The organism is Mycetohabitans sp. B46 (assembly GCF_037389205.1).
Lineage (GTDB): Bacteria > Pseudomonadota > Gammaproteobacteria > Burkholderiales > Burkholderiaceae > Mycetohabitans.
In genome coordinates, this window is the sequence record NZ_JADBGL010000002.1 from 357,843 (window position 1) to 379,800 (window position 21,958).

A 21,958-nucleotide genomic window follows, 5' to 3' on the forward strand; every position below is an offset into this window, starting at 1 on the left:
CGACCGCACATACGCGGACCCGCCGGCCGCCGGCACTGGATCAAGCGCGTGCAATTGCGGTAAATCTGTCGAAATAATCGGGAAACGTCTTGCCGACGCAACTGGGATCGTGAATCCTCACCGGGACACGGCCCAGACTGACCAGGGAGAAGCACATTGCCATCCGATGGTCATCATACGTGTCGATTGCGGCATGAGGCGTCAGCGCGGCGGGCGGCGCCACACGCAAGTAGTCCGCGCCTTCCTCGACGTGCGCCCCCAGTTTGCGCAACTCGGTGGCCATGGCAGCAATCCGGTCCGTTTCCTTCACCCGCCAGCTGCCGATGTTGCGCAGCGTGGTCATGCCGCTGGCGAACAACGCGGCGACTGCAATCGTCATCGCGGCATCCGGAATCAGATTGAAATCCATGTCCAACGGCTGCAACCTGCCGTCATCCGATTCGACCCCGCGCACTTCGATCCAGTCGTCGCCGATCATCACATTCGCCCCCATGCGGACCAACGCGTCGGCAAACTGCACGTCGCCCTGGATGCTGGCCCGCCCGACGCCTTCGACACGCACCGGCCCATGGGCAAGCGCGCCAGCCGCGAGGAAATAGGACGCCGACGACGCGTCGCCTTCGACGACGATCCGGCCCGGCGAGCGGTAGCGCGCGCGGCCGGCGGCCGGCACGATGAAGCGCCGCCAGCCGTCGCGCTGTACATGCACGCCGAAGCGCTCCATCAAGCGGATCGTGATCTCAACATACGGCTTGGAGATGAGCTCGCCCTCGACTTCGACCACCGCCTCGCCGCCGGCCGTCTCCACCAGCGGCAGCGTGATCAGCAGCGCGGTCAGGAACTGGCTCGATACGTCGCCCCGCACGCGAATCGGCGCATTCGCGCGAAGCGACGCCGGATGCACGAGCAATGGCGGATAGCCCGGATTGCCTTCATAGTCGATTCGCGCCCCGAGCTGCCGCAGGCCATCGACCAGGTCACCGATCGGGCGCTCGTGCATTCTCGGTACGCCATGCAGTCGGTACTCGCCGCCCATGACCGCCAACGCCGCGGTTAGCGGCCGCACGGCGGTTCCCGCGTTGCCGAGAAACAACGCCGCCCGCTTGACCGGAAACCCGCTCCCAGCGCCTGTCACGGTGCAACGCCACTGCGCGGCGTCATGCTGCAGCGTGACGCCCAGTTGTTCAAGCGCGGCCAGCATGACACGGGTGTCGTCCGAATCGAGCAGGTTGTCGATCGTCGTGACGCCCTCAGCCAATGCCGCCAGCAGCAGCACGCGGTTCGAGATACTCTTGGAGCCAGGTAGGCGCACCGTGCCGGTGGCACGTGTGTAGGGTCCGAGGTCGAGATATGCCATGATAGAAGCTCCTTTCAGCCCCGCTTGAGCTTGGACGCCACGTCACGCTCGTGGCCCCATTGCGCCCGCGCGCTGCGCGAACGCGCGAACAGCGCTTCGAGCGTCGCACCATCACCCGCCGCGATCGCCGCGCGCACTGTTGCAAGCACGGCCGAGTAAGCGTCGATCCCGTCCAGCAGCGCATCGCGGTTGGCCACGCAGATGTCGCGCCACATTTCCGGACTCGACGCCGCGATCCGCGTGAAGTCGCGAAAGCCCCCGCCGGCAAACGCGAGCTTCAACGCCGCATCCGGGGCGCGCAGAATCGTCTCGACGAGCGTGAACGACAGCACATGCGGCAAGTGGCTAACGGCGGCGAAAACCGCATCATGCTGCTGCGCAGTCATCTCATGCAGCGAGGCGCCACTCGCCTCCCACATGGCAGCTACCCGGTCCACCAACGCGCGCGGGTTCTCCGCGAGCGGACACAACACCACCTTGCGTCCCACATACAGGTCGGCGAGCGCCGCCTCGACCCCGCTGGATTCGCGCCCGGCGATCGGATGCCCGGGCACGAACTGCGCGAGCCGCGCGCCTAGCGCGGCGCGGGCGGCGGCAATGACGTCTTGCTTCGTGCTACCCGCGTCGGTGACGATCGTAGATCGCTCCAAGTGCGGCGCGATGGCACCGAGCAGCGCACGGGTCTGCGCGACGGGCGCCGCCAGCACGACCCAATCCGCGCCGCGCAACGCGCCGGCCAGCGCAGCGTCATCGTCGATCACGATCGCCTCATCGATGACGCGCCGCTCGAGCGCTGTGCGCAGCGAGCCGGCGCCGCGGCCGACACCGACGATCGTGCCGGTGCCGCCGTGACGCTCGCGCAGCGCCAACGCCAATGAGCCGCCGATCAGCCCGACGCCGACGATGACCAGTTTATTGAAAGCGAATACGGCCACGATACGATAGTGTAATGAGGTGCACGATAGGCGCCTGTTCGCTCAGGACAGGGCCAGCGCCCTTTGCAGCGCGGTGAGGAACACTTCGGCGAGACACACTGCGTGCTGGGGCAAGCACACACACGTGGGACGCACCGTATTGCATGGCTGACATGGATGCTCTGGCTCCAGACAAATAACCACAAGGTTGGCCAACGGTCGTGGTCGGCGAGGTGATCACACGCCGGCCGCCACCGCAGGGTCCGCTGGCGTGGACCCTACTGGGCCCGCGGATAGGAGCCAAGTCTCTTCACATAGGCTGCGGCACGCTCCAACTCCGCGAGCGCGGCCGCGACCGCCGCGTCGTGCTGATGGCCTTCGAGATCGATATAAAAACAATACTCCCACACACTGCTACGCGCCGGGCGCGACTCTAAACGACTCATCGATACACCATGCCGTGCCAGCGGCTCGAGCATCCGAAACACGGCGCCCGGCTCGTTCTTTACCGAGAAAATCACCGACGTCTTGTCGCAACCCGTCGCCCCCGGCGGATCGCCGCCGATGATTAGGAAACGCGTGCGATTGCGCGGATCGTCCTGGATCAACGCGAAAGCGGTCTGCAAGCCGTACTGGATCCCGGCACGTTCGCTGGCGATCGCCGCGACGGTGGGCTCCGCCGCCGCCACCCGGGCAGCCTCGGCATTGCTGGACATCGCCTGGCGTTCGAGCAGCGGCGCGTTGACGGAAAGCCAGTGCTGGCACTGCGCGAGCGCCTGCGCGTGCGCACACACCCGCGTGACCCCTTGCAACGTGCCGCTTTGCGTGAGCAGATGATGCTGGATCGGCAGCGAGAGTTCACCGCTGATCTGCAGTGACGTTTCGAGCAGCAGGTCCAGCGTGCGCGACACTGCGCCTTCGGTCGAATTCTCGACGGGCACAACGCCAAAATCGGCTGCGCCCGCCTCGACCGAGCGGAACACCTCGTCAATCGACACGCATGGCAGACCGGTCATCGACTGGCCGAAATAGCCGAGCATCGCCTGCTCGCTATAGGTGCCCTCCGGGCCCAAGTACGCAGCCTGCTGCGCTTTCTCGAGTTGACGGCTCGCCGCCATGATCTCGCGCCAGATCAACGCGATATGCTCGCCGTCTAGCGGCCCGGCAGATAACGCCTGCAGGCGCAAGATCACCTGCTGCTCGCGCTCCGGCCGAAACACTGGCGCGTTATATGCCTTCTTAACCTCGCCGACCTCGAGGGCAACCTGCGCGCGCTGGTTCAGCAGCGTGATCAATTGCCGGTCGATCTCGTCGATGCGCTCGCGCAATGGCTTGAGCTTCACATTCAGTTCTTCGTCCATCGCAACATCGGCACGTGAAAAAACCGGTCCTGGGTCCACGCGACCTCAGGCGCGGCGTTGCTCGAATTCCTTCATGTATTCGATGAGCGCCTTGACGCCGTCCAACGGCACCGCGTTGTAGATCGATGCCCTCATGCCGCCAACGGACCTGTGGCCCTTCAGTTGCAATAGTCCCCGCGCGTTCGCGCCGGCCAGGAAATCGTCGTTGCGCGATTCATCAGCAAGAAAGAACGGCACGTTCATTCTCGAACGCGACCCGCGCTCGACCTTGTTCGAGTAAAAGTCGCTGCCGTCAATGAAGTCATACAGCAGCGTGGCCTTCTCGAGATTGCGCGCCTCGATCGCGGCAAGCCCGCCCTGGCGCTTCAGCCATTGGAACACCAGCCCGGCGACATAGATCGCATACGTAGGGGGCGTGTTGTACATCGAGTTGTTCGCGGCAACCGTCTTCCACTCGAACACCGACGGGCAAATCGCGAGTGCCCGATCCAGCAGATCCTCGCGCACGATCACGATCGTCAAGCCGGCAATGCCGATGTTCTTCTGCGCGCCAGCAAACAACGCGCCGCATTTGGCCACGTCCATTGGACGCGACAGAATGTGCGACGACGCATCGACCACCAGCGGCACATTGCCCAGGTCGGGAAACTCGAACATCTCGACGCCGTCAATCGTTTCGTTCGAGCACACATGCACGTACGCGGGATCCTCGCAAAGCCGCCATTCCGATACGGCCGGCATCCGCGTGAAGCCCGCATCGGTCTTGCCCGATGCGGCAATATGCGCACTGCAATACTTCTTTGCCTCGTGATAGGACTTCTGCGTCCAAGCGCCAGTCAACACGAAATCCGCGCTCGAGCGCGAGCCGAGCAGGTTCATCGGCACAATCGCGTTTGCGCCGAGCCCGCCGCCTTGCAGGAACAGGATCTGGTGGCTGGCCGGCACCGCCAGCAGTTCCCGCAGATCGAGCAATGCCCGCTCGTGGATCGACGAGAACTCACGGCCGCGGTGGCTCATTTCCATCACGCCCATGCCGCAGCCGTGCCAATCGAGCATCTCGTCGGCGGCCTGTTGCAACACCTCTTCAGGCAGCGCCGCGGGACCCGCCGAAAAATTGAATGCTCGCATCTGGAACTCTGGCTGAAACGGACGCAAACCACGTGTCTGCGTCAAAAAAAAGCAATGGCCGCTTGCAGCATCGCAAACGGCCATGATGACATCGCCATCGCGGCACCGTCAAACGATTGGCGGCGCCCGGCCCGCCGCTCGCGTACCGCCACAGACCACTTGCGTGGCGGTACGCATCCGCGGCCGACGTTACTTCGCCTTGACCGCGTTCACTTCCTTATCGGCCTGGTCGCGCGTCGCCTTGATCGATGCCGGCATGTACTTCTGCATCAGGCCGCTGACCACGTCGCGACCCACCTGATCCTGCACCTCGATGAACTTGCGACCGGTCGGGCTCTTATAGAACGTCGTCAGGTCCTTGATTTCCGATGCCGAATAGTACTTCGCATACGCCTCATACTGCGCCTGCATCGCATCCTGGCGGAATGGCTCGCTGTTAAATACCGTGCCCGCGGATTCCACGAGCTTGGGCACGGCATTCTTTTGCAGCGTCGGCACGGCAGCCTGCTTCTGCTTGTCGTTGAGCGCCTTATTCTCGGTCAGCGCGTCGGACAGGATCGCCGGCACCAGTTGCTTGGCTTGCATTTGTGCGCTGTTGGCAATGGCGCCGACCAGCTTCGGCGCGTCGATCGCATCGAGCAGATCCTTGATGGCGGCCTGCTTGGCCGGATCGATCGGCGCTGCACTGGAGGTCGAAGCCGCACCGCCCTGGGCAGGCAGCGCCTGTGCCATCGCCAACGTCGGCACGAAAAGGGCCAGCAACATCCACTGCTTGAATTGTTTTTGCATCACGACTCCCATGAAAAAGTTGTTCTGTCGATCCGGCGCTCGCTCAGCCGCCACACCCGGCCGTCATGCATCCAGCCAGCCGTCATTCGTCAGCGCCACCCGTATCCGCGTCAGACTCGGTGTCGGCTTCTGCGTCGGTCTCAGCGATCTGCTGCAAGCCCGACAGCTTGGTGCCCTCGTCAAGGCTGATTAGTGTAACACCTTGCGTGGCGCGGCCCATCTCGCGGATTTCAGAAACGCGGGTGCGAATCAGCACACCGGCGGTCGTGATCAGCATAATCTCGCTATCCGGCTCGACCAGCGTCGCGGCGACCACCCGGCCGTTGCGCTCCGAGGTCTGGATCGCGATCATACCCTTTGTGCCACGCCCATGCCGCGTGTATTCGGCAATCGGCGTGCGCTTGCCGTAGCCGTTCTCGGTCGCGGTCAGCACCGATTGCGACTCGCCGCCGGCCACCAACAGCGCGATCACCTGCTGGCCATCCTCGAGTTGCATGCCGCGCACACCGCGTGCCTCCCGCCCCATTGGCCGCACGTCGTTCTCATCGAAGCGCACCGCCTTGCCGGCGTCGGAGAACAGCATCACGTCATGCTGCCCGTCGGTGATCTGCGCGCCGATCAGGAAATCGCCCTCATCGAGCCCCACCGCGATGATGCCCTTCCTGAGCGGTCGCGAGAACGCCTCCAGCGGCGTCTTCTTCACGGTGCCAAGCGACGTGGCAAGGAATACAAACTTGTCGGCCGAAAATTCCTTGACCGGCAGCACCACGTTGATTTTCTCGCCTTCCTGCAGCGGGAACATGTTCACGATCGGCCGGCCGCGCGAGTTGCGCGAGCCCTGCGGCACCTCGTAGACCTTGAGCCAGTACACGCGCCCGCGGTTCGAGAAACACAGAATATGATCATGCGTGTTCGCGATAAACAACGTCTCGATCCAATCGTCGTCCTTCATCACGATCGCTTGCTTGCCGCGGCCACCGCGCTTTTGCGCACGATACTCGGACAGCGGCTGCGACTTGATGTAGCCAGCGTGCGACATCGTGACGACCATGTCCTGCGGCGTAATCAGGTCTTCGGTGCCGAGTTCGGTGGCGTTTAATTCGATCTGCGAGCGCCTCGGGTCGCCGAATTCCGCCTTGACCGCGACCAGCTCGTCGGCAATGATCGTGCGGATCCGTTCCGGCTTGGCCAGGATATCCAGCAGATCGGCGATCTGCGCCATCACCTCGCGATACTCGGCGGTGATTTTGTCTTGCTCCAGGCCGGTCAAGCGCTGCAGGCGCATCTGCAGGATTTCCTGCGCCTGCGTGTCCGACAGCTTATACAGTCCATCGGATTGCATGCCGAAGATGGGTGCCAGCCCATCGGGGCGGAACGCATCGCGCCCGCCCGGGGTTTCGCCTTGCGCGCGCGATAGCATGTCGCGCACTAGCGCCGAGTCCCACGCGCGCGTCATCAGCTCCTGCTTCGCGATCGGCGGCGTCGGCGCTGCTTTGATGATCGCAATGAACTCGTCAATGTTCGCCAGCGCCACCGCCAGGCCTTCGAGCACATGGCCGCGCTCGCGCGCGCGGCGCAGCTCATAGAGAGTGCGGCGCGTGACGACTTCACGCCGGTGCGCCAGGAAGCACTCCAGCAGCTCGCGCAGGTTCAGCAATTTCGGCTGGCCGTCGATCAGCGCGACCATATTCATGCCAAACGTATCCTGCAGCTGCGTGTTCTTGTACAAATTATTGAGCACAACCTCCGGCACTTCGCCGCGCTTCAGCTCAATCACCACGCGCATGCCGCTCTTGTCGGACTCGTCGCGGATATCGGAGATGCCCTCAATCTTCTTCTCGTTGACCAGCTCGGCGATGCGCTCGAGCAGCGAGCGCTTGTTCACCTGATACGGCAACTCGTCGACGATGATCGCCATGCGCTGGCCGCGGTCAATCTCCTCAAAATGGGTCTTGGCGCGCATCACGACGCGGCCGCGGCCGGTACGATAGCCGTCGCGCACGCCTTGCACGCCGTAGACGATCCCCGCCGTCGGGAAGTCAGGCGCCGGGACAAGCTCGATCAGCTCGTCGATCGACGCTTGCGGATAGTTCAGCAGGTGCTGGCACGCGTCGACGACTTCGTTCAAGTTATGCGGCGGGATGTTCGTCGCCATGCCAACCGCGATACCGGACGAGCCGTTGATCAACAGGTTCGGGATCCGCGCCGGCAGCACCTGCGGCTGGGTCTCGCTGCCGTCGTAGTTCGGCTCAAAGTCCACAGTCTCTTTGTCGATATCAGCCAGCAGCTCATGGCCAATCTTCGCAAGCCGGATCTCGGTGTAGCGCATCGCCGCGGCATTGTCGCCGTCGACTGAGCCGAAGTTGCCCTGCCCGTCCACCAGCATGTAGCGCAGCGAGAAATCCTGCGCCATGCGCACGATCGTCTCGTAGACCGCGCTGTCGCCGTGCGGATGATATTTACCGATCACGTCACCGACAATCCGCGCGGACTTCTTGTACGCACGATTCCAGTCGTTGTTTAGCTCATGCATCGCATAGAGCACGCGCCGATGCACCGGCTTGAGTCCATCGCGCGCATCGGGCAGCGCGCGGCCCACGATCACGCTCATCGCGTAGTCGAGGTAGGAGCGGCGCATTTCCTCTTCGAGAGAAATAGGCAGGGTCTCTTTGGCGAATTGATCCATTTATTGGTGTCTTTGACGAACTCTGGCGGTGCCGGCCCCAGGCCGCGGGCGTGGCGTGGGCGCATGTGCCGGTGTGGCGGTGGCGGACAACGCGTATCACGCGATTCTAGCATGTGAGCCCGGCGGCCCCGGCACGCAGTGCCGCGCGCAAGCGGGCACGCTGCCCCACCGGCGCGTGGGTCCCCCGCCCCCTTTCTCGACGGCGTCACGCAATCCTGTCTACAATGCCGCAGAGCCAAGCTGGACAGTGTTCTTCGGCGACTGTTGCGGACAAACCACAATCGCCGGATTAGGGTCTAGCGAGGAGGAGAAATTTATCGTTGGATAGTACCGGTATGGCAAAATGTGGCGCAGAAGCCAGACCCTGTTCGAAGTGTATACATCGGTTTTCCGCATTGCCATAATGTTATACTTCGCGCAATGTCTGACTTGTCTTCGTCAACAGGCTCGCAGTAAAGCTGCGGTAATCTCAATTTCGAGAGGAGAAATATGAATAAACGTTCAAAGCTCGCGTTCATTGCAGCTACCGCGGTCATGGCTGCATCCGCATCGGCACAGTCGGTACCGGCTTCGCGGCAAGCCGCCAACGACAACTGGGCAAACGGCACCGGCGAATACGTGTGGATGAACGGCACGAGCGAGCTTTGCTGGCGCGATGCGTTCTGGACCCCGGCCACTGCGAACGCGAAGTGCGACGGCGCGCTGGTGGTTCAGGCTCCGACGCCGCCGGCGCCCCCGCCGGTTGTCGTACCGGCACCGGTCATCACGAGCCAGAAGGTCACCTATCAGGCGGACACGTTGTTCGACTTCGACAAGGCGGTGCTGAAGCCGGCCGGCCAGGAAAAGCTCGATGATTTGGTCTCGAAGATTCAGGGCTTGGACCTCGAAGTAGTCGTCGCCACGGGCTACACCGACAAGATCGGCTCGGATAAGTACAATGACCATCTGTCACTGCGCCGTGCGCAAGCGGTAAAGACCTACCTGATTAGCAAGGGCATCCCGGCCAACCGCATTTACACGGAAGGCAAGGGCAAGCGTAATCCGGTCGTGACGGACTGCAACCAGAAGAACCGCAAGGCGTTGATCGCGTGCCTGGCACCGAACCGCCGCGTGGAAGTGGAAGTCGTCGGTACGACGAGCCAGCCCGTCGATACGTCGAGCCAACCCGCCGATACGATGAGCCAACCCATCGATACGTCGAGCCAGCCTATTGGTACGTCGAGCCAGCCGCAGCAATAAGTCGGCTCGCTTGCAACCGAGGCACCTAGCCCTGCATTGGCAGGGCTTTTTTTCGCCCTTATCCGAGCGTCACCCACGGCGCCGCACGTTCCGCTCGATGCCAGTCGCGACATCATCGCGCAGGCACCGCTTTGCCGGCGCGTCAGCGGCCCGATATACTGATAACTATTAGCCGCGTGAGCAGCTCGCGGCAGCGCGCCGCGCCGCCTTGCTGCCGCCCCTGCCTTGCCCATCATGACCAACGCCGATCCACACGAACTGCAAAAATTCAGCGATCTCGCTCATCGCTGGTGGGATCCCAAAGCCGAATTCAAACCGCTTCACGACATGAACCCACTGCGACTGGCGTGGATCGACTCGCACGCCCATTTGCTCGACAAACGGGTGCTCGACGTCGGCTGCGGCGGCGGCATCTTGTCGGAGTCGATTGCGCAACTGGGCGCCGCGTCGGTCAAGGGAATTGATTTGTCCGAGAACGCACTCGGCGTTGCCGACCTGCACAGCTTGGAGAGCGGCGTAACAAACGTCGAGTATGAAGCGATCTCCGCGGAGGCACTTGCCGATCGCGAACCGGCGACATACGACGTGGTCACCTGCATGGAGATGCTGGAGCACGTCCCGCAACCGGTGAGCATCGTGCGCGCCTGCGCGCAGTTGGTGAAGCCGGGCGGCTGGGTGTTCTTCTCGACGCTGAACCGAAATCTGAAAGCCTATTTGTTCGCGGTGATCGGCGCCGAATACGTGATGCAAATGCTGCCACGGGGCACGCACGACTATACGCGCTTCATTAAGCCATCGGAGCTCGCCAAGTTCGTTCGTGACGCCGGACTGCTCGCGCACGAGTTCAAGGGGCTAGCCTACTATCCGCTCGGCCAGCGCTTCGCGTTGACCGACGATACCCGCATCAATTACATGCTTGCGTGCCAACGCGCCACGTGAAGCGCAACGACATGACAGCCACTGCCTCGCTGACCGGCCCAATACCCGCCGCCGTGTTCGCGACTTGCCGCGCGGTCTTGTTCGACTTGGACGGTACGATCGCCGATACCGCACCGGATCTGGCGGCGGCAGTCAACAAGATGCGCCGCGGGCGCGGCTTGCCCGAGGTGCCGCTGCAGAGGTTGCGTCCGTTCGCATCGGCCGGTGCACGCGGGCTGCTCGGTGGCGCATTCGGCATCGGGCCACAAGACCCCGATTTCAGCGCGATGCGGGCAGAGTTTCTCGCCAACTACGAGGCCGATCTTTGCGTCGACACAACGCTGTTCGACGGCATGCGTCCATTGCTTGATGGACTATCCGCACGCGGCATTCCGTGGGGCATCGTCACGAACAAGGTCGAACGGCTGGCATTGCCGCTGATTGCCCGGTTGGGCCTAGCCGCCGACACCGGATGTGTCATTGGCGGCGATACTACCCCGCACCCGAAACCCCACCCGGCGCCGCTGCTACTGGCCGCACAGCGGCTCGGCATCGCGCCGACCAGCGCGGTCTACGTCGGCGATGACCTGCGCGATATCGACGCCGGCAAGGCGGCCGGCATGCTGACTGTCGCGGCAGCCTATGGCTATTGCGGCAACGACGTGGCCCCCTTCGATTGGGGAGCCGATCACGTGGTCGAAACGACAACGGAACTGCAGTGCCTATTCGGGATCGTGTTGGAGTAATACGGACGCGGTGCGCTGGGCGCGCCCGTTACTTGTGCTGGGCACGTCCGTTACTTGTGCTGATGCACTCGCTAGTTGAAAGCCGCCCTATCGACCGCATCTTATGGTGTGTGAGATAATGATCCCCTACTTTCGGGGCCGACCTGGTTTCGACGTGGGTAGCGAAGCAATTCAGGGCATACCGAGGACCCGTCACCTCGTAAATCAATGGGACTTAAGTAACTGCGAACGACGAAACGTACGCACTGGCCGCTTAACACCGGCCTGCCTCGCACTAGCTCGCTGACGGGCTAGGGTCGCAAGACCGCGCGAGGTCATTCACGTCAGCTAATCCCCGGTGAGGTCACGGCGCCGGGGCCGAAAATCCAGTGACTCGCCGTAGCGAAGCGTGTTCGTCCGCGTCGGTGCGGTTAAAGCAAAAGACTGGACTAAGTATGTAGAACTGGTTGTAGAGTGCTCACGGACGCGGGTTCGATTCCCGCCGGCTCCACCAATATGTGCTCCAGCAGTGCCTGCTGGAGTAGAACATCGGCAGTAGAATCACCGCACGAACGATATTTCAGGACGCCGACACGTTGTTACCCCGTCGATGACGCTTGCCTAGCGAGACGCTGGAAAACCATCGTTTCAGCACAGATGGCCGCTGGCGTTCGGGCAACGGCGGCACTGGGGTTGCCTCAGGCAAAACAGGGGTGCGTTTCGAGACGTTTGACATCGATTGACTGCGCTCGATAGCGCGATGACGCATGACCGGTGTTGTATTGCCGCTCACCGGTACGTCCTGAGGCGAGCTTTGCATGGGTTTCGTCGTCCGATTGGCACGATTGGGATAGGTGGCACAAAAATATTCAAGCACAGCCTCCCGGCTAACACCAAGCGGTTCGACTCGATGCAAGTACCGATCCGCAGCCTCTTCTGCAGACTGCGGCTCTTTTGCATAACTTCCATCCGAAGATTGAATACTGACTGTTGGCGGGATCGACGCCTCTGTAGTCTTGTGAGATTTTGCTTTCACATACTGCGTATTCCATTGGGCGCACGTATCCCTAATGTCCTTGACTACATTAGCAGTACGTAGGTTACCATTAGCGAATTGCTTTTCTATAAATTGCGTCGGTGACTGCCTAGCTTTAACGGGACATTGATCCTCCCTGAGCTGCGTGAGTATTCCTGTCTCATGCCGCGCACTGGGAGCGGTAAGCCGGTTGCGATACAGGCTTGCTAACGGCACAGTATCGTCTGCTTCCGACGTCGACGAGTCGTTGACACTGCTAAATTGTTGGTTGTACTTGAGGTTCCCGGTGTAATATCGGCTCTGTGGATTCGGCTGAATCGTCATATTGCGTTTATACCTTATCTCGTGGCGAAAACTCACACTACCCCAGAACGCTGACAACCGAAGCGCATACGCGATCACACATTAGCACTGGCGAAACAGGCGAACATCCTGCGTTTCTTCAATGACCTGCAACATCCCTAATCCATATCGCATTCCCAATGCTGGCTGAACCGCCACGCGATTGCCGCAGCGGCGCGCATTCTATCCGTCTAGTTGGACAACCATGTGTCGAAAGGCATCACTGCGTAACTCATCGGCAATCATCGCCAAGGGTGACGTATAAATTGTATCCCTGTGGCAAATAAATCAGTATTCCTTATCAACTATTGGTATGAACTTCAACCAAATTAAGCAACCGCCGGCTGCATGCCGAATCCAATATCGACCTTGCCACTTCCAACGAATGCCGCAATCGCCGAGTGAGTAAGCTCAGTGGACGAGTAGCCGTTGATGCATGTTGGATCGATACTGATGTCGTGCAGCATCAGCTCAAGTAGCATCCGCATATCTGCACGGGCTGGCGGTTCAGAAAGCGCACGCCTTTGCATGACAGACCCGGCAAACCGCAAATGCGCTTCAGATTACCTTAGGCATAAACAGTCCCCTGATTGCGGCGTGTCAAATACACCAATAGATTTGGCCGTCGTCGGGCCATGGGCAATAGGCCACCGCCCACATCGATCAAAATCGCCCGTCCGGCAAATGAAGCATCTCTGCATCGGCCAGCGTTTGCACCAATGCCGCGATCGCATGCCCGTGTGATGCATGGTGCTGCATACTGCGTCGCGCCAGCGTAATAAGCCGCCTAATCTCGTCCGCTCCTTCGATGATCAGCGACTGTGGACTGAGACGCTCCACCCGCATGCACTCGGCCCAAAGCAGATTTTCGCTTATTGGTGACAGCACCGGACCGTGACCATGGACCTTGACCAGCAACAGGCCACCGAGCCGCTGCTACTGGCCGCACAGCGACTCGGCATCGCACCGACCAGCGCGGTCTACGTCGGCGATGACCTGCGCGATATCGACGCCGGCAAGGCGGCCGGCATGCTGACTGTCGCGGCAGCCTATGGCTATTGCGGCAACGACGTGGCCCCCTTCGATTGGGGAGCCGATCACGTGGTCGAAACGACAACGGAACTGCAGTGCCTATTTGGGGTCGTGTTGGAGTAATACGGACGCGGTGTGCTGGGCGCGTCCGTTACTTGTGCTGATGCACTCGCTAGTTGAAAGCCGCTCCATCGACCGCATCTTATGGTCTGTGAGATAATGATCCCCTACTTTTCGGGGCCGACCTGGTTTCGACGTGGGTAGCGAAGCAATTCAGGGCATACCGAGGACCCGTCACCTCGTAAATCAATGGGACTTAAGTAACTGCGAACGACGAAACGTACGCACTGGCCGCTTAACACCGGCCTGCCTCGCACTAGCTCGCTGACGGGCTAGGGTCGCAAGACCGCGCGAGGTCATTCACGTCAGCTAATCCCCGGTGAGGTCACGGCGCCGGGGCCGAAAATTCAGTGACTCGCCGTAGCGAAGCGTGTTCGTCCGCGTCGGTACGGTTAAAGCAAAAGACTGGACTAAGTATGTAGAACTGGTTGTAGAGTGCTCACGGACGCGGGTTCGATTCCCGCCGGCTCCACCAATATTCTTCAAACCCCGACCAGGTTCGGTTGGAGGTTTTTTATGCGTTTCCACCAAGCGCTCGGCGTAGATGGAACGAACGCTCGGTGTAGATGGGACGCGAACGTCCGCTCCGATTGGCATGATCTGGCATGCGTACGTTATGCAATTGTCGGTGGCAGGCGAGTGTCCCGCCACCAAACTTCCTTAAGCGAAACCTCACCGGTGCAGCGGCGATCGCGCAGCACCGCGGCGGCGTGCCGGATCGCATGTCATTCGCCGGGCGGTGGCGCCGAGGGTAAGCCAGCCGTCGCGGTGCCGTATTGCCGCACGGCTCGAGTCCGCAAGCGCGTAGCCGTTTTAAGCCGAGGTAGATAACCGCTGAATCAGCGCTTCGGCTTGCGGGCCTTGACGCGGTCCGGCAGCGGGGGGACCAGCGGAACGGGCGACCCATCGGCGACGCGCGAGGTGACGGCGGTATCCGCCATCGACTTACGGCGCTTTACACTGAGTTTTTTCGTCAACGTCGAAAAACCGTTGCGGATATTGTCCACCGACGCGCTGCGCGTACGCAGCTTGGACGACTGCTTCGCTGACGAAGCGGGCGCTGTATCCGCAGCCGCAGCGGCAACACCTGGCTCGGCTGGGTTGTTTAGCTGCGTTGATTGGGTCGAGCTAGCGCGTCGTCGCCCTATGCTTTTCAGCGAGTTGGTCAAGTTGCTGAAGGTACCTTCACGGCCTCTACCCTGCTTGGGCTCCTCAGGTCGGACGTCATGTTTTACAAAGTTCTTTCTCCAGTCGCTATAGGTCTCGTCAAGAAGCTTGGTAAGCGTATCGTATTGCGCATCGATTCCCTGGACGAGGTGACCGATGAATCGTTCGGCATCCGTCTTTAGCTTCGCCTCCTCTGCTGCGAGATGATCGGCAAACTGCGCCGTAGCCGTCTTTGACTTTGTCCGCCCAACGCCCAGATGATGAACAAACGGCTCCACAGCCGTTTTTTGCTTCAAATTCTCAGCTTTTTGAGGCCAAGTCTCTTCTAGTAGTTCAGTGAACCGGCTCCCCAACTTCGGTGAACTCGTACTGTCGAAGGATGGCTTACTCGATTCAGCAGGCGAACGCGTCACCTTGCTCGACTCTTCGCTTCCGCGATGCCGGGAACGCAGGCCCGCCAACTCACCCGGCCGCCCAGTACTTGACGCCCTGCTCCGGCTCTTCGGTGATAGCGAATCCTTATCTTTAATGTTGATCAAATAATCCAAGCCGATGTTCGTCGGCAAGTCGGTCACGGAGATCCGCTGCGGTAGGTTCACTTTCGTCATAGCGCTTGGCATCCTTCTATCATGCTGAACCCGCACACTACAACAATGCACGACTCAGGCTATTTAGGTACGCGATCACATATTGCCGTGCGCGAAGGCCCCGCTCACCGCTGTCCTGACGCCCTTTGAATAATAAGCTGCCCGTATCAATCTCGCGGTCCCACGCCTTCCTGAAGCGGGACGCAGTCGCCGCAGCGCGCGGCATCGTACCCATGCAGTTGCGCTACCGCCCTCTTGAACGCAGCGCCGCGCAATTCGTCGACAATCTTCGATAACGGTGCCATATCAAGCGCGGCTCGCTCGCACGCGAAGTAGTAATCCTCATCGACTATCGGAACGAAGTCCAGTCCAAAATACGAAGCTGCCGGCTGGACGCCGAACCCGACATCGGCCTTGCCGCTCGCCACGAACGCCGCGATCGCCGAATGCGTCAGTTCGGTTGACGCGTAGCCGTTGATGCGCGTCGGATCGATACCGATATCGCGCAGCATCAGGTCGAGCAGCATGCGCGTGCCGGAGCCTGGCTGACGATTGACAAAGCGCAAGCCTTCGCGGGACAGGTCGGCGAGGCCGCCGATGTACTCTGGATTGCCCTTCGGCACGAACAATCCCTGCTTGCGTCGAGCCAGGTGAATCAGCACGTGACGCCCATCGTCCAGCCAGGGCCGGTAGACAGCCGCGCATACCGCGCGGAACGGTCCAATCGGCAAATGGAAACCGGCCAGGTCGCATTCGCCGCGCGACAACGATGCGACGGCGTCCGCGCTGTCCCGATACCGAATCTGCACCGGGGTGCCGCCTTCAGCGAGCGCTTGTACCAGCGCCGCGACGGCATATCCATGTGACGCATGAATCCGCACATCGTGCCGTTCTGGGGACAGCAATCGCCGGATTTCATCAGTGACTTCGACGCCAAGCGACTGTGCGAGCGGCTCCAGCCGTTCGATACGCACGCGTTCGGCCCATAGCAGTTTTTCGCCGAGTGGCGACAGCAGCGAACCTTGGCCTCGGACCTTGACCAGCAAAGGGCCGCCCAAGCGCTGCTCGGCCGCACGCAGCACGCCCCATGCGTGCCGGTACGACAGACCGAGCGCTTGCGCCGCGCTCGCAATGCTGCCCAGCTCGACCAGCCGCGTCAGCAGCAGAATCACGTCCGACAAGCGCGCGCCCGCGTGATCCGCCGCCGCGATCCGCCATTCGGACACCGCTTCGATCCTGGGCATCTCCATATGCAATTTCCTTTCCTATTGAAATCGACACCGTCAACGACTAACGTTCGGAAAAGACATGAATCTAACGAACGGTATATGAACCTGTAAATCATATACCACTCCCCACCGGAGGCCCCTTGGCAGAACCCTTTACCGGCCGTGCAACGGGCGCCGCATTGGCGCCGGACGCGGCAGCCCGGCTTGTCGCGCACCACACTAGTGCGGCAGCACGCGCCGTACCGGGACATTCGCTATTAAGCGTCTTGCACGCGATCCAGGACGACGCCGGTTACATCCCCGATAGTGTGATCGCCCCGCTTGCTCAGGCAATGAACTTGTCGCGCGCCGAAGTCTACGGCGTGATCACGTACTACCATCATTTCCGCACGTCGCCGCCGGCCGCCGTGACAGTCCAGCTGTGCCGCGCTGAATCCTGTCGAGCGATGGGCAGCGAAGCGCTGGCGCGGCATGCCGAGACCCACACGGGTCATCGCTTTGATGCGTGTCGCCACGGTGACGACCATCGCGCGGCGCCGCCGGCCGCACCGCGCGCCGGTAACCCGACAGTCGAGTTGCAATCTGCGTACTGCCTGGGCTTGTGCAGCACGTCGCCGGCGATGATGGTCAATGGCAAGCCGTACGCTCGCGTTACGCCGGCGAAGCTCGATACAGTGCTCGCCGCGGCAATCGACGACGCGCAATCGGGAGCGTGCTAATGACGATTCGCATTTACGTGCCGTCCGATACGACAGCGATCGCGCTCGGAGCAGACGAACTCGCGCAGGCCATCGCGGAACAAGCCGCGCGGCGCATGCTCGACATTGAACTGATACGCAACGGCTCGCGAGGATTGTCCTGGTTAGAGCCCCTCGTGGAGGTCGGCACGGCCGCCGGCCGCATCGGCTACGCCAACGTTGCGTTGCAGGACATCGACACGTTGTTCGACTCGGGTTTTCACACCGACGACGCCGCCGCGCAAGCGCGGGCAGCGGCCCATCCGAAATGTGTCGGCCTCGTCGAGGCCCTCCCCTATCTGAGCAAGCAGCAGCGTTTAACCTTTTCTCGAATCGGTCTCATCGATCCGCTATCGATCGATGACTATGTTGCGCACGGTGGTCTGCAAGGCCTGCGCCATGCGTTGCAGATGGCACCGGCCGCCGCCTGCCAGTTACTGATCGACGCCGGACTGCGCGGACGCGGCGGCGCCGCGTTCCCGGCAGGCATCAAGTGGCGCACGGTACTGCAAGCCCAGGCAGACCAAAAATACGTGGTCTGCAACGCGGACGAAGGTGACAGCGGCACGTTTTCGGACCGCTTGTCGATGGAATGCGATCCATTCGGCCTGATTGAAGGCATGATCATCGCTGGCATGTCGACCGGCGCGACGCAAGGCTACCTCTACGTGCGCAGCGAATACCCGCTGGCGATCGCGCGCTTGAACGCAGCGATCGCCCGTGCGCGCGCCGCCGGCTGGCTCGGCCCGGACGTGCTGGGCTCCGGTCGGGCTTTCGATCTGTTCGTCGCGAAAGGCGCCGGCGCGTACGTCTGCGGCGAGGAGACGGCGCTACTCGAGTCGCTCGAAGGCAAGCGTGGCATCGTACGCGCAAAGCCACCGCTGCCCGCGCTGGCCGGCTACCGGGGCAAGCCGACGGTGATCAACAACGTGATCACGCTGGCGTCCGTGCCGATCATTTTCGCGCGCGGCGATGCGTTCTACCGGGACTTCGGCATGGGGCGCTCACGTGGCACGCTGCCATTCCAACTCGCCGGCAATGTACGGCGCGGCGGGCTGGTGGAACTCGCGTTCGGCGTCACGCTGCGCGAACTGGTGTTCGAATTCGGGGGCGGCACGGCGAGCGGGCGCCCCGCGCGTGCGATCCAGGTCGGCGGTCCGCTCGGCACCTATCTGCCGCCGAGCCAGTGGGATGTGCCGCTGGACTACGAAGCCTATACGGCGATCGGCGCCGTCGTGGGCCACGGCGGTATCGTGGTCCATGACGACACCGCCAATCTGGCTGAGTTGGCACGTTACGCGATGCACTTTTGCGCGCTCGAATCGTGCGGCAAGTGCACGCCGTGCCGGATCGGCTCCACGCGCGGCGCGGAGGTCATCGACAGGCTCCGTGCACCGGAGCAGGACGTGCACGCACGCACGCGCCACGTGACGTTGCTGCGCGAGCTGTGCGACACGATGCTGCACGGCTCGCTGTGCGCGATGGGCGGGATGACTCCCTACCCGGTGCTGTCCGCGCTGGACCATTTCCCCGAAGACTTCGGCCTTGTGACTGCCGAAGGCGACGCGCCGTGCGAGCCTGAACGCAGCGCCGCGGCATAATGACACACGCGCGCCGCTTCGTGCGACGCGCAGGAGTAGACAATGAATGACATGAGGCAGAATGGCCTTCGTGGTGGGTGCGGGTCCGGATCGTGCGCTTGCCGCGCGAACAACGTGCCGCTGGACGACGTCGATTTCGGTACGCCGGCCCGCCACGGCCCAAGCGTGTCACTGCAGATCGACGGCGTACAGGTGGACGTGCCGGCAGGCACATCAGTCATGCGCGCGGCGATCCACGCTGGCGTTCGCGTGCCGAAACTATGCGCAACCGATTCTCTGGAGGCGTTCGGCTCGTGTCGGCTATGCCTGGTCGAGATCGAAGGCCGCCGGGGTTATCCGGCCTCCTGCACAACGCCGGTCGAGCCGGGCATGAAGGTGCGCACGCAAAGCGACAAACTGCAGGCGCTGCGTCGCAACGTGATGGAGCTGTATATTTCCGATCACCCGTTGGACTGCCTGACATGCCCGTCCAACGGGCGTTGCGAGCTACAGGACATGGCAGGCGTCGTGGGGCTGCGCGAGGTTCGCTACGGCTACGATGGCGCCAATCACCTAAACGACGCGAAGGACGAATCGAACCCGTACTTCACCTATGACGCCAGCAAGTGCATCGTATGCAATCGATGCGTGCGCGCGTGCGAGCAAACGCAAGGCACCTTCGCGCTGACCATCGCAGGACGCGGCTTCGAGTCGCGTGTCGCGGCAAGCGAAGGCGTCTCATTCATGGCATCGGAGTGTGTCTCATGTGGGGCGTGCGTGGCCGCCTGCCCGACCGCGACGTTGCACGAGAAGTCAATTGCCGAGCTGGGCCAACCGGAGCACGCCGTCGTCACGACCTGTGCCTATTGCGGTGTGGGCTGTTCGCTGAAGGCCGAGATGAAGGGCAATCAGGTGGTGCGGATGGTGCCGCACAAGGACGGCCGCGCCAACGAGGGCCATGCTTGCGTGAAGGGGCGCTTTGCATGGGGCTATGCGACACACCGCGACCGCATCACGCGCCCGATGATCCGCGCGTCGATCGACGCGCCGTGGCGCGAAGTCAGCTGGGACGAGGCGCTGGACTACGCGGCCAACGCGTTCCGGCGCATCCAGGACAAGTACGGACGCGACTCGATCGGCGGCATCACATCGTCACGCTGCACGAACGAAGAGACGTATCTAGTGCAAAAACTCGTGCGGGCGGCATTTGGCAACAACAACGTTGACACCTGCGCCCGCGTGTGTCACTCGCCGACCGGCTATGGCCTGAAGACCACGCTTGGCGAATCGGCCGGCACACAGACCTTCGCATCGGTCGCGCATAGCGATGTGATCATGGTAATTGGCGCCAACCCGACCGATGGCCATCCGGTATTTGGCTCACGGCTCAAGCGGCGCCTGCGCGAAGGCGCGAAGCTGATCGTCATCGACCCGCGCCGCATCGATCTGGTCCAGGGACCCCACGTCAACGCGCAGTATCATCTGCCCGTGCGCCCGGGCACAAACGTCGCGATCATCAATGCGTTCGCGCATGTGATCGTCACCGAGGGGCTGCTCGACACGGCCTTCATCGCCCAGCGGTGTGAGCCGCTCGCATTCGAGCAATGGCGGGATTTCGCGGCCCAGCCGCAGAACGCGCCCGAAGCCACCGAGTCGATCACCGGGGTGCCGGCGGCGCAGGTGCGCGAAGCCGCTCGTTTGTATGCCACCGGCGGCAATGCGGCGATTTATTACGGGTTGGGCGTCACCGAGCATTCGCAGGGCTCCACGATGGTGATGGGCATCGCGAATCTGGCAATGGCCACCGGCAACTTGGGCCGTGAAGGCGTCGGCGTCAACCCGCTGCGCGGGCAGAACAACGTGCAGGGCTCCTGCGACATGGGCTCGTTCCCGCATGAGTTGCCGGGCTACCGGCATATCGGTGACGCCGCCACGCGCAGCCTGTTCGAGGCCGCTTGGAACGTCACGCTACAGCCCGAGCCGGGTCTGCGCATTCCGAACATGTTCGACGCCGCGCTGAGCGGCACGTTCAAGGGCTTGTATTGCCAGGGCGAGGACATCGCGCAGTCGGACCCGAACACGCAGCATGTCGCTGCGGCGCTGTCGTCGATGGAGTGCATTGTCGTGCAGGATATTTTCCTGAACGAGACGGCCAAGTACGCGCACGTTTTCCTGCCGGGCACATCATTCCTGGAAAAGGACGGCACGTTTACGAATGCGGAGCGGCGGATTTCCCGCGTGCGGCAGGTGATGCCGCCGCTGCCCGGCATGGCCGACTGGCAGGTGACGATCAAGCTGGCCGGCAAGCTTGGCTACGCGATGGATTATTCCCATCCGAGCCAGATCATGGACGAGATTGCCCGGCTCACGCCCACCTTCCACGGCGTATCGTACGCGCGACTGGACGAAGTGGGCAGCATCCAGTGGCCATGCAATGAAGCGGCGCCGGACGGCACCCCGACCATGCACGTGGACACCTTCGTGCGCGGCAAGGGACGCTTCGTCATCACGCAATTTATCCCGACGCGCGAGAAGGTCACCCGCCGGTTCCCGTTATTGCTGACCACGGGCCGGATCCTATCGCAGTACAACGTCGGCGCGCAGACCCGCCGCACGGACAATTCGCGCTGGCATGAAGAGGACCGGCTGGAGATCCACCCGGTAGACGCAGAGGACCGTGGGATCAAGAGCGGCGACTGGGTCGGCGTCGCGTCGCGCGCGGGACACACGGTCCTACGCGCGCAGGTGACCACGCGGATGCAGCCCGGCGTCGTCTACACGACGTTCCACTTTCCGGAATCCGGCGCCAACGTGGTGACCACCGACTCGTCCGACTGGGCGACCAATTGCCCGGAGTACAAGGTGACCGCGGTGCAAGTCACGCCGGTCGTCGGGCAGTTGTCGGACTGGCAGCAGCGCTATGCCCGTTTCAGCGACCAGCAACTGGCGCTGCTGAGCGAACGTACCCTGCTGGACGCATCGGGCGTCGCAACGGCCAAGTAGGAGGAATC

General features: G+C 62.2%; 16 protein-coding genes, 2 other RNA genes and 1 pseudogene. 9 read left to right on the top strand and 10 right to left on the bottom strand.

Translation table 11 applies throughout. The features are described 5' to 3' along the window. Nucleotides 1-40 precede the first annotated feature (40 nt). The 6 genes from aroA to gyrA all read right to left on the bottom strand — a co-directional run bounded on the left by aroA (nucleotide 41) and on the right by gyrA (nucleotide 8,235). Nucleotides 41-1,357 (bottom strand): 3-phosphoshikimate 1-carboxyvinyltransferase, encoded by a 1,317-nt coding sequence (gene aroA, locus IHE30_RS03735; protein ID WP_337688880.1) that lies wholly within the window; start codon nucleotides 1,355-1,357, stop codon nucleotides 41-43. 14 nt (nucleotides 1,358-1,371) lie between these two features. Further along, nucleotides 1,372-2,292: a prephenate dehydrogenase gene (locus tag IHE30_RS03740; protein WP_337688881.1), complete on the bottom strand. Its 921-nt coding sequence runs from the start codon at nucleotides 2,290-2,292 to the stop codon at nucleotides 1,372-1,374. Nucleotides 2,293-2,549: 257 nt separating this feature from the next. Next, nucleotides 2,550-3,632 carry a prephenate dehydratase gene (pheA, locus tag IHE30_RS03745; RefSeq protein ID WP_337688883.1) on the bottom strand — a complete coding sequence of 361 codons (1,083 nt, stop codon included), beginning with the start codon at nucleotides 3,630-3,632 and terminating at the stop codon, nucleotides 2,550-2,552. A gap of 45 nt (nucleotides 3,633-3,677) precedes the next feature. Then, nucleotides 3,678-4,760, bottom strand: a complete 1,083-nt coding sequence (serC, locus tag IHE30_RS03750; RefSeq protein WP_337688885.1) for a 3-phosphoserine/phosphohydroxythreonine transaminase — start codon at nucleotides 4,758-4,760, stop codon at nucleotides 3,678-3,680. Nucleotides 4,761-4,949: 189 nt separating this feature from the next. Beyond that, nucleotides 4,950-5,549: a DUF2059 domain-containing protein gene (locus IHE30_RS03755; protein ID WP_337688887.1), complete on the bottom strand. Its 600-nt coding sequence runs from the start codon at nucleotides 5,547-5,549 to the stop codon at nucleotides 4,950-4,952. An 82-nt stretch (nucleotides 5,550-5,631) separates the two neighbouring features. After that, nucleotides 5,632-8,235 (bottom strand): DNA gyrase subunit A, encoded by a 2,604-nt coding sequence (gene gyrA, locus IHE30_RS03760; RefSeq protein WP_337688889.1) that lies wholly within the window; start codon nucleotides 8,233-8,235, stop codon nucleotides 5,632-5,634. A gap of 489 nt (nucleotides 8,236-8,724) precedes the next feature. Between gyrA and ompA the strand changes: the two genes are divergently transcribed. The 4 genes from ompA (at nucleotide 8,725) to ssrA (IHE30_RS03780) (ending at nucleotide 11,631) form a co-directional block, all read left to right on the top strand. Continuing rightward, the gene (gene ompA / locus IHE30_RS03765; protein ID WP_337688891.1) at nucleotides 8,725-9,474 is read left to right on the top strand and encodes an outer membrane protein OmpA; all 750 of its coding nucleotides are present in this window, start codon (nucleotides 8,725-8,727) and stop codon (nucleotides 9,472-9,474) included. 234 nt (nucleotides 9,475-9,708) lie between these two features. Beyond that, on the top strand, nucleotides 9,709-10,413 hold the full coding sequence (ubiG, locus tag IHE30_RS03770; RefSeq protein WP_337688893.1) for a bifunctional 2-polyprenyl-6-hydroxyphenol methylase/3-demethylubiquinol 3-O-methyltransferase UbiG: 705 nt from the start codon (nucleotides 9,709-9,711) through the stop codon (nucleotides 10,411-10,413). Between the two features lie 11 nt (nucleotides 10,414-10,424). After that, nucleotides 10,425-11,138 carry an HAD family hydrolase gene (locus tag IHE30_RS03775; RefSeq protein WP_337688895.1) on the top strand — a complete coding sequence of 238 codons (714 nt, stop codon included), beginning with the start codon at nucleotides 10,425-10,427 and terminating at the stop codon, nucleotides 11,136-11,138. A 134-nt stretch (nucleotides 11,139-11,272) separates the two neighbouring features. Beyond that, nucleotides 11,273-11,631, top strand: a transfer-messenger RNA (tmRNA) gene (ssrA, locus tag IHE30_RS03780). Between the two features lie 66 nt (nucleotides 11,632-11,697). Here the strand turns inward: ssrA (IHE30_RS03780) and IHE30_RS03785 are convergent. Together IHE30_RS03785 and IHE30_RS03790 are read right to left on the bottom strand one after the other, a co-directional pair. Then, nucleotides 11,698-12,477, bottom strand: coding sequence for a hypothetical protein (locus tag IHE30_RS03785; protein ID WP_337688897.1), 780 nt, complete (start codon nucleotides 12,475-12,477; stop codon nucleotides 11,698-11,700). A gap of 347 nt (nucleotides 12,478-12,824) precedes the next feature. After that, nucleotides 12,825-12,977: a substrate-binding domain-containing protein gene (locus IHE30_RS03790; protein ID WP_337688899.1), complete on the bottom strand. Its 153-nt coding sequence runs from the start codon at nucleotides 12,975-12,977 to the stop codon at nucleotides 12,825-12,827. A 448-nt stretch (nucleotides 12,978-13,425) separates the two neighbouring features. Here IHE30_RS03790 and IHE30_RS03795 point away from each other — a divergent pair. After that, a pseudogene (locus IHE30_RS03795) lies at nucleotides 13,426-13,650 on the top strand (HAD family hydrolase); the annotation flags it as partial. A 113-nt stretch (nucleotides 13,651-13,763) separates the two neighbouring features. Beyond that, nucleotides 13,764-14,122, top strand: a transfer-messenger RNA (tmRNA) gene (gene ssrA / locus IHE30_RS03800). A 364-nt stretch (nucleotides 14,123-14,486) separates the two neighbouring features. Here ssrA (IHE30_RS03800) and IHE30_RS03805 read toward each other — a convergent pair. Both IHE30_RS03805 and IHE30_RS03810 read right to left on the bottom strand, forming a co-directional pair. Further along, nucleotides 14,487-15,422, bottom strand: coding sequence for a hypothetical protein (locus tag IHE30_RS03805; RefSeq protein WP_337688900.1), 936 nt, complete (start codon nucleotides 15,420-15,422; stop codon nucleotides 14,487-14,489). A gap of 146 nt (nucleotides 15,423-15,568) precedes the next feature. Beyond that, complete coding sequence (locus IHE30_RS03810; protein ID WP_337689016.1) at nucleotides 15,569-16,645, bottom strand: substrate-binding domain-containing protein; 1,077 nt, start codon at nucleotides 16,643-16,645, stop codon at nucleotides 15,569-15,571. A gap of 125 nt (nucleotides 16,646-16,770) precedes the next feature. Here IHE30_RS03810 and IHE30_RS03815 point away from each other — a divergent pair, with 125 nt between their 5' ends. Genes IHE30_RS03815 through fdhF form a run of 3 tightly spaced genes read left to right on the top strand, consistent with a single transcriptional unit; the run spans nucleotide 16,771 to nucleotide 21,950 of the window. After that, nucleotides 16,771-17,349 carry an NAD(P)H-dependent oxidoreductase subunit E gene (locus tag IHE30_RS03815; protein WP_443193590.1) on the top strand — a complete coding sequence of 193 codons (579 nt, stop codon included), beginning with the start codon at nucleotides 16,771-16,773 and terminating at the stop codon, nucleotides 17,347-17,349. Continuing rightward, nucleotides 17,349-18,968: a formate dehydrogenase beta subunit gene (locus tag IHE30_RS03820; protein WP_337688902.1), complete on the top strand. Its 1,620-nt coding sequence runs from the start codon at nucleotides 17,349-17,351 to the stop codon at nucleotides 18,966-18,968. Before IHE30_RS03815 ends, IHE30_RS03820 begins: the two co-directional genes overlap by 1 nt. 42 nt (nucleotides 18,969-19,010) lie before the next feature. Then, complete coding sequence (gene fdhF / locus IHE30_RS03825) at nucleotides 19,011-21,950, top strand: formate dehydrogenase subunit alpha (protein ID WP_337688904.1); 2,940 nt, start codon at nucleotides 19,011-19,013, stop codon at nucleotides 21,948-21,950. The last annotated feature ends 8 nt before the right edge of the window (nucleotides 21,951-21,958 follow it).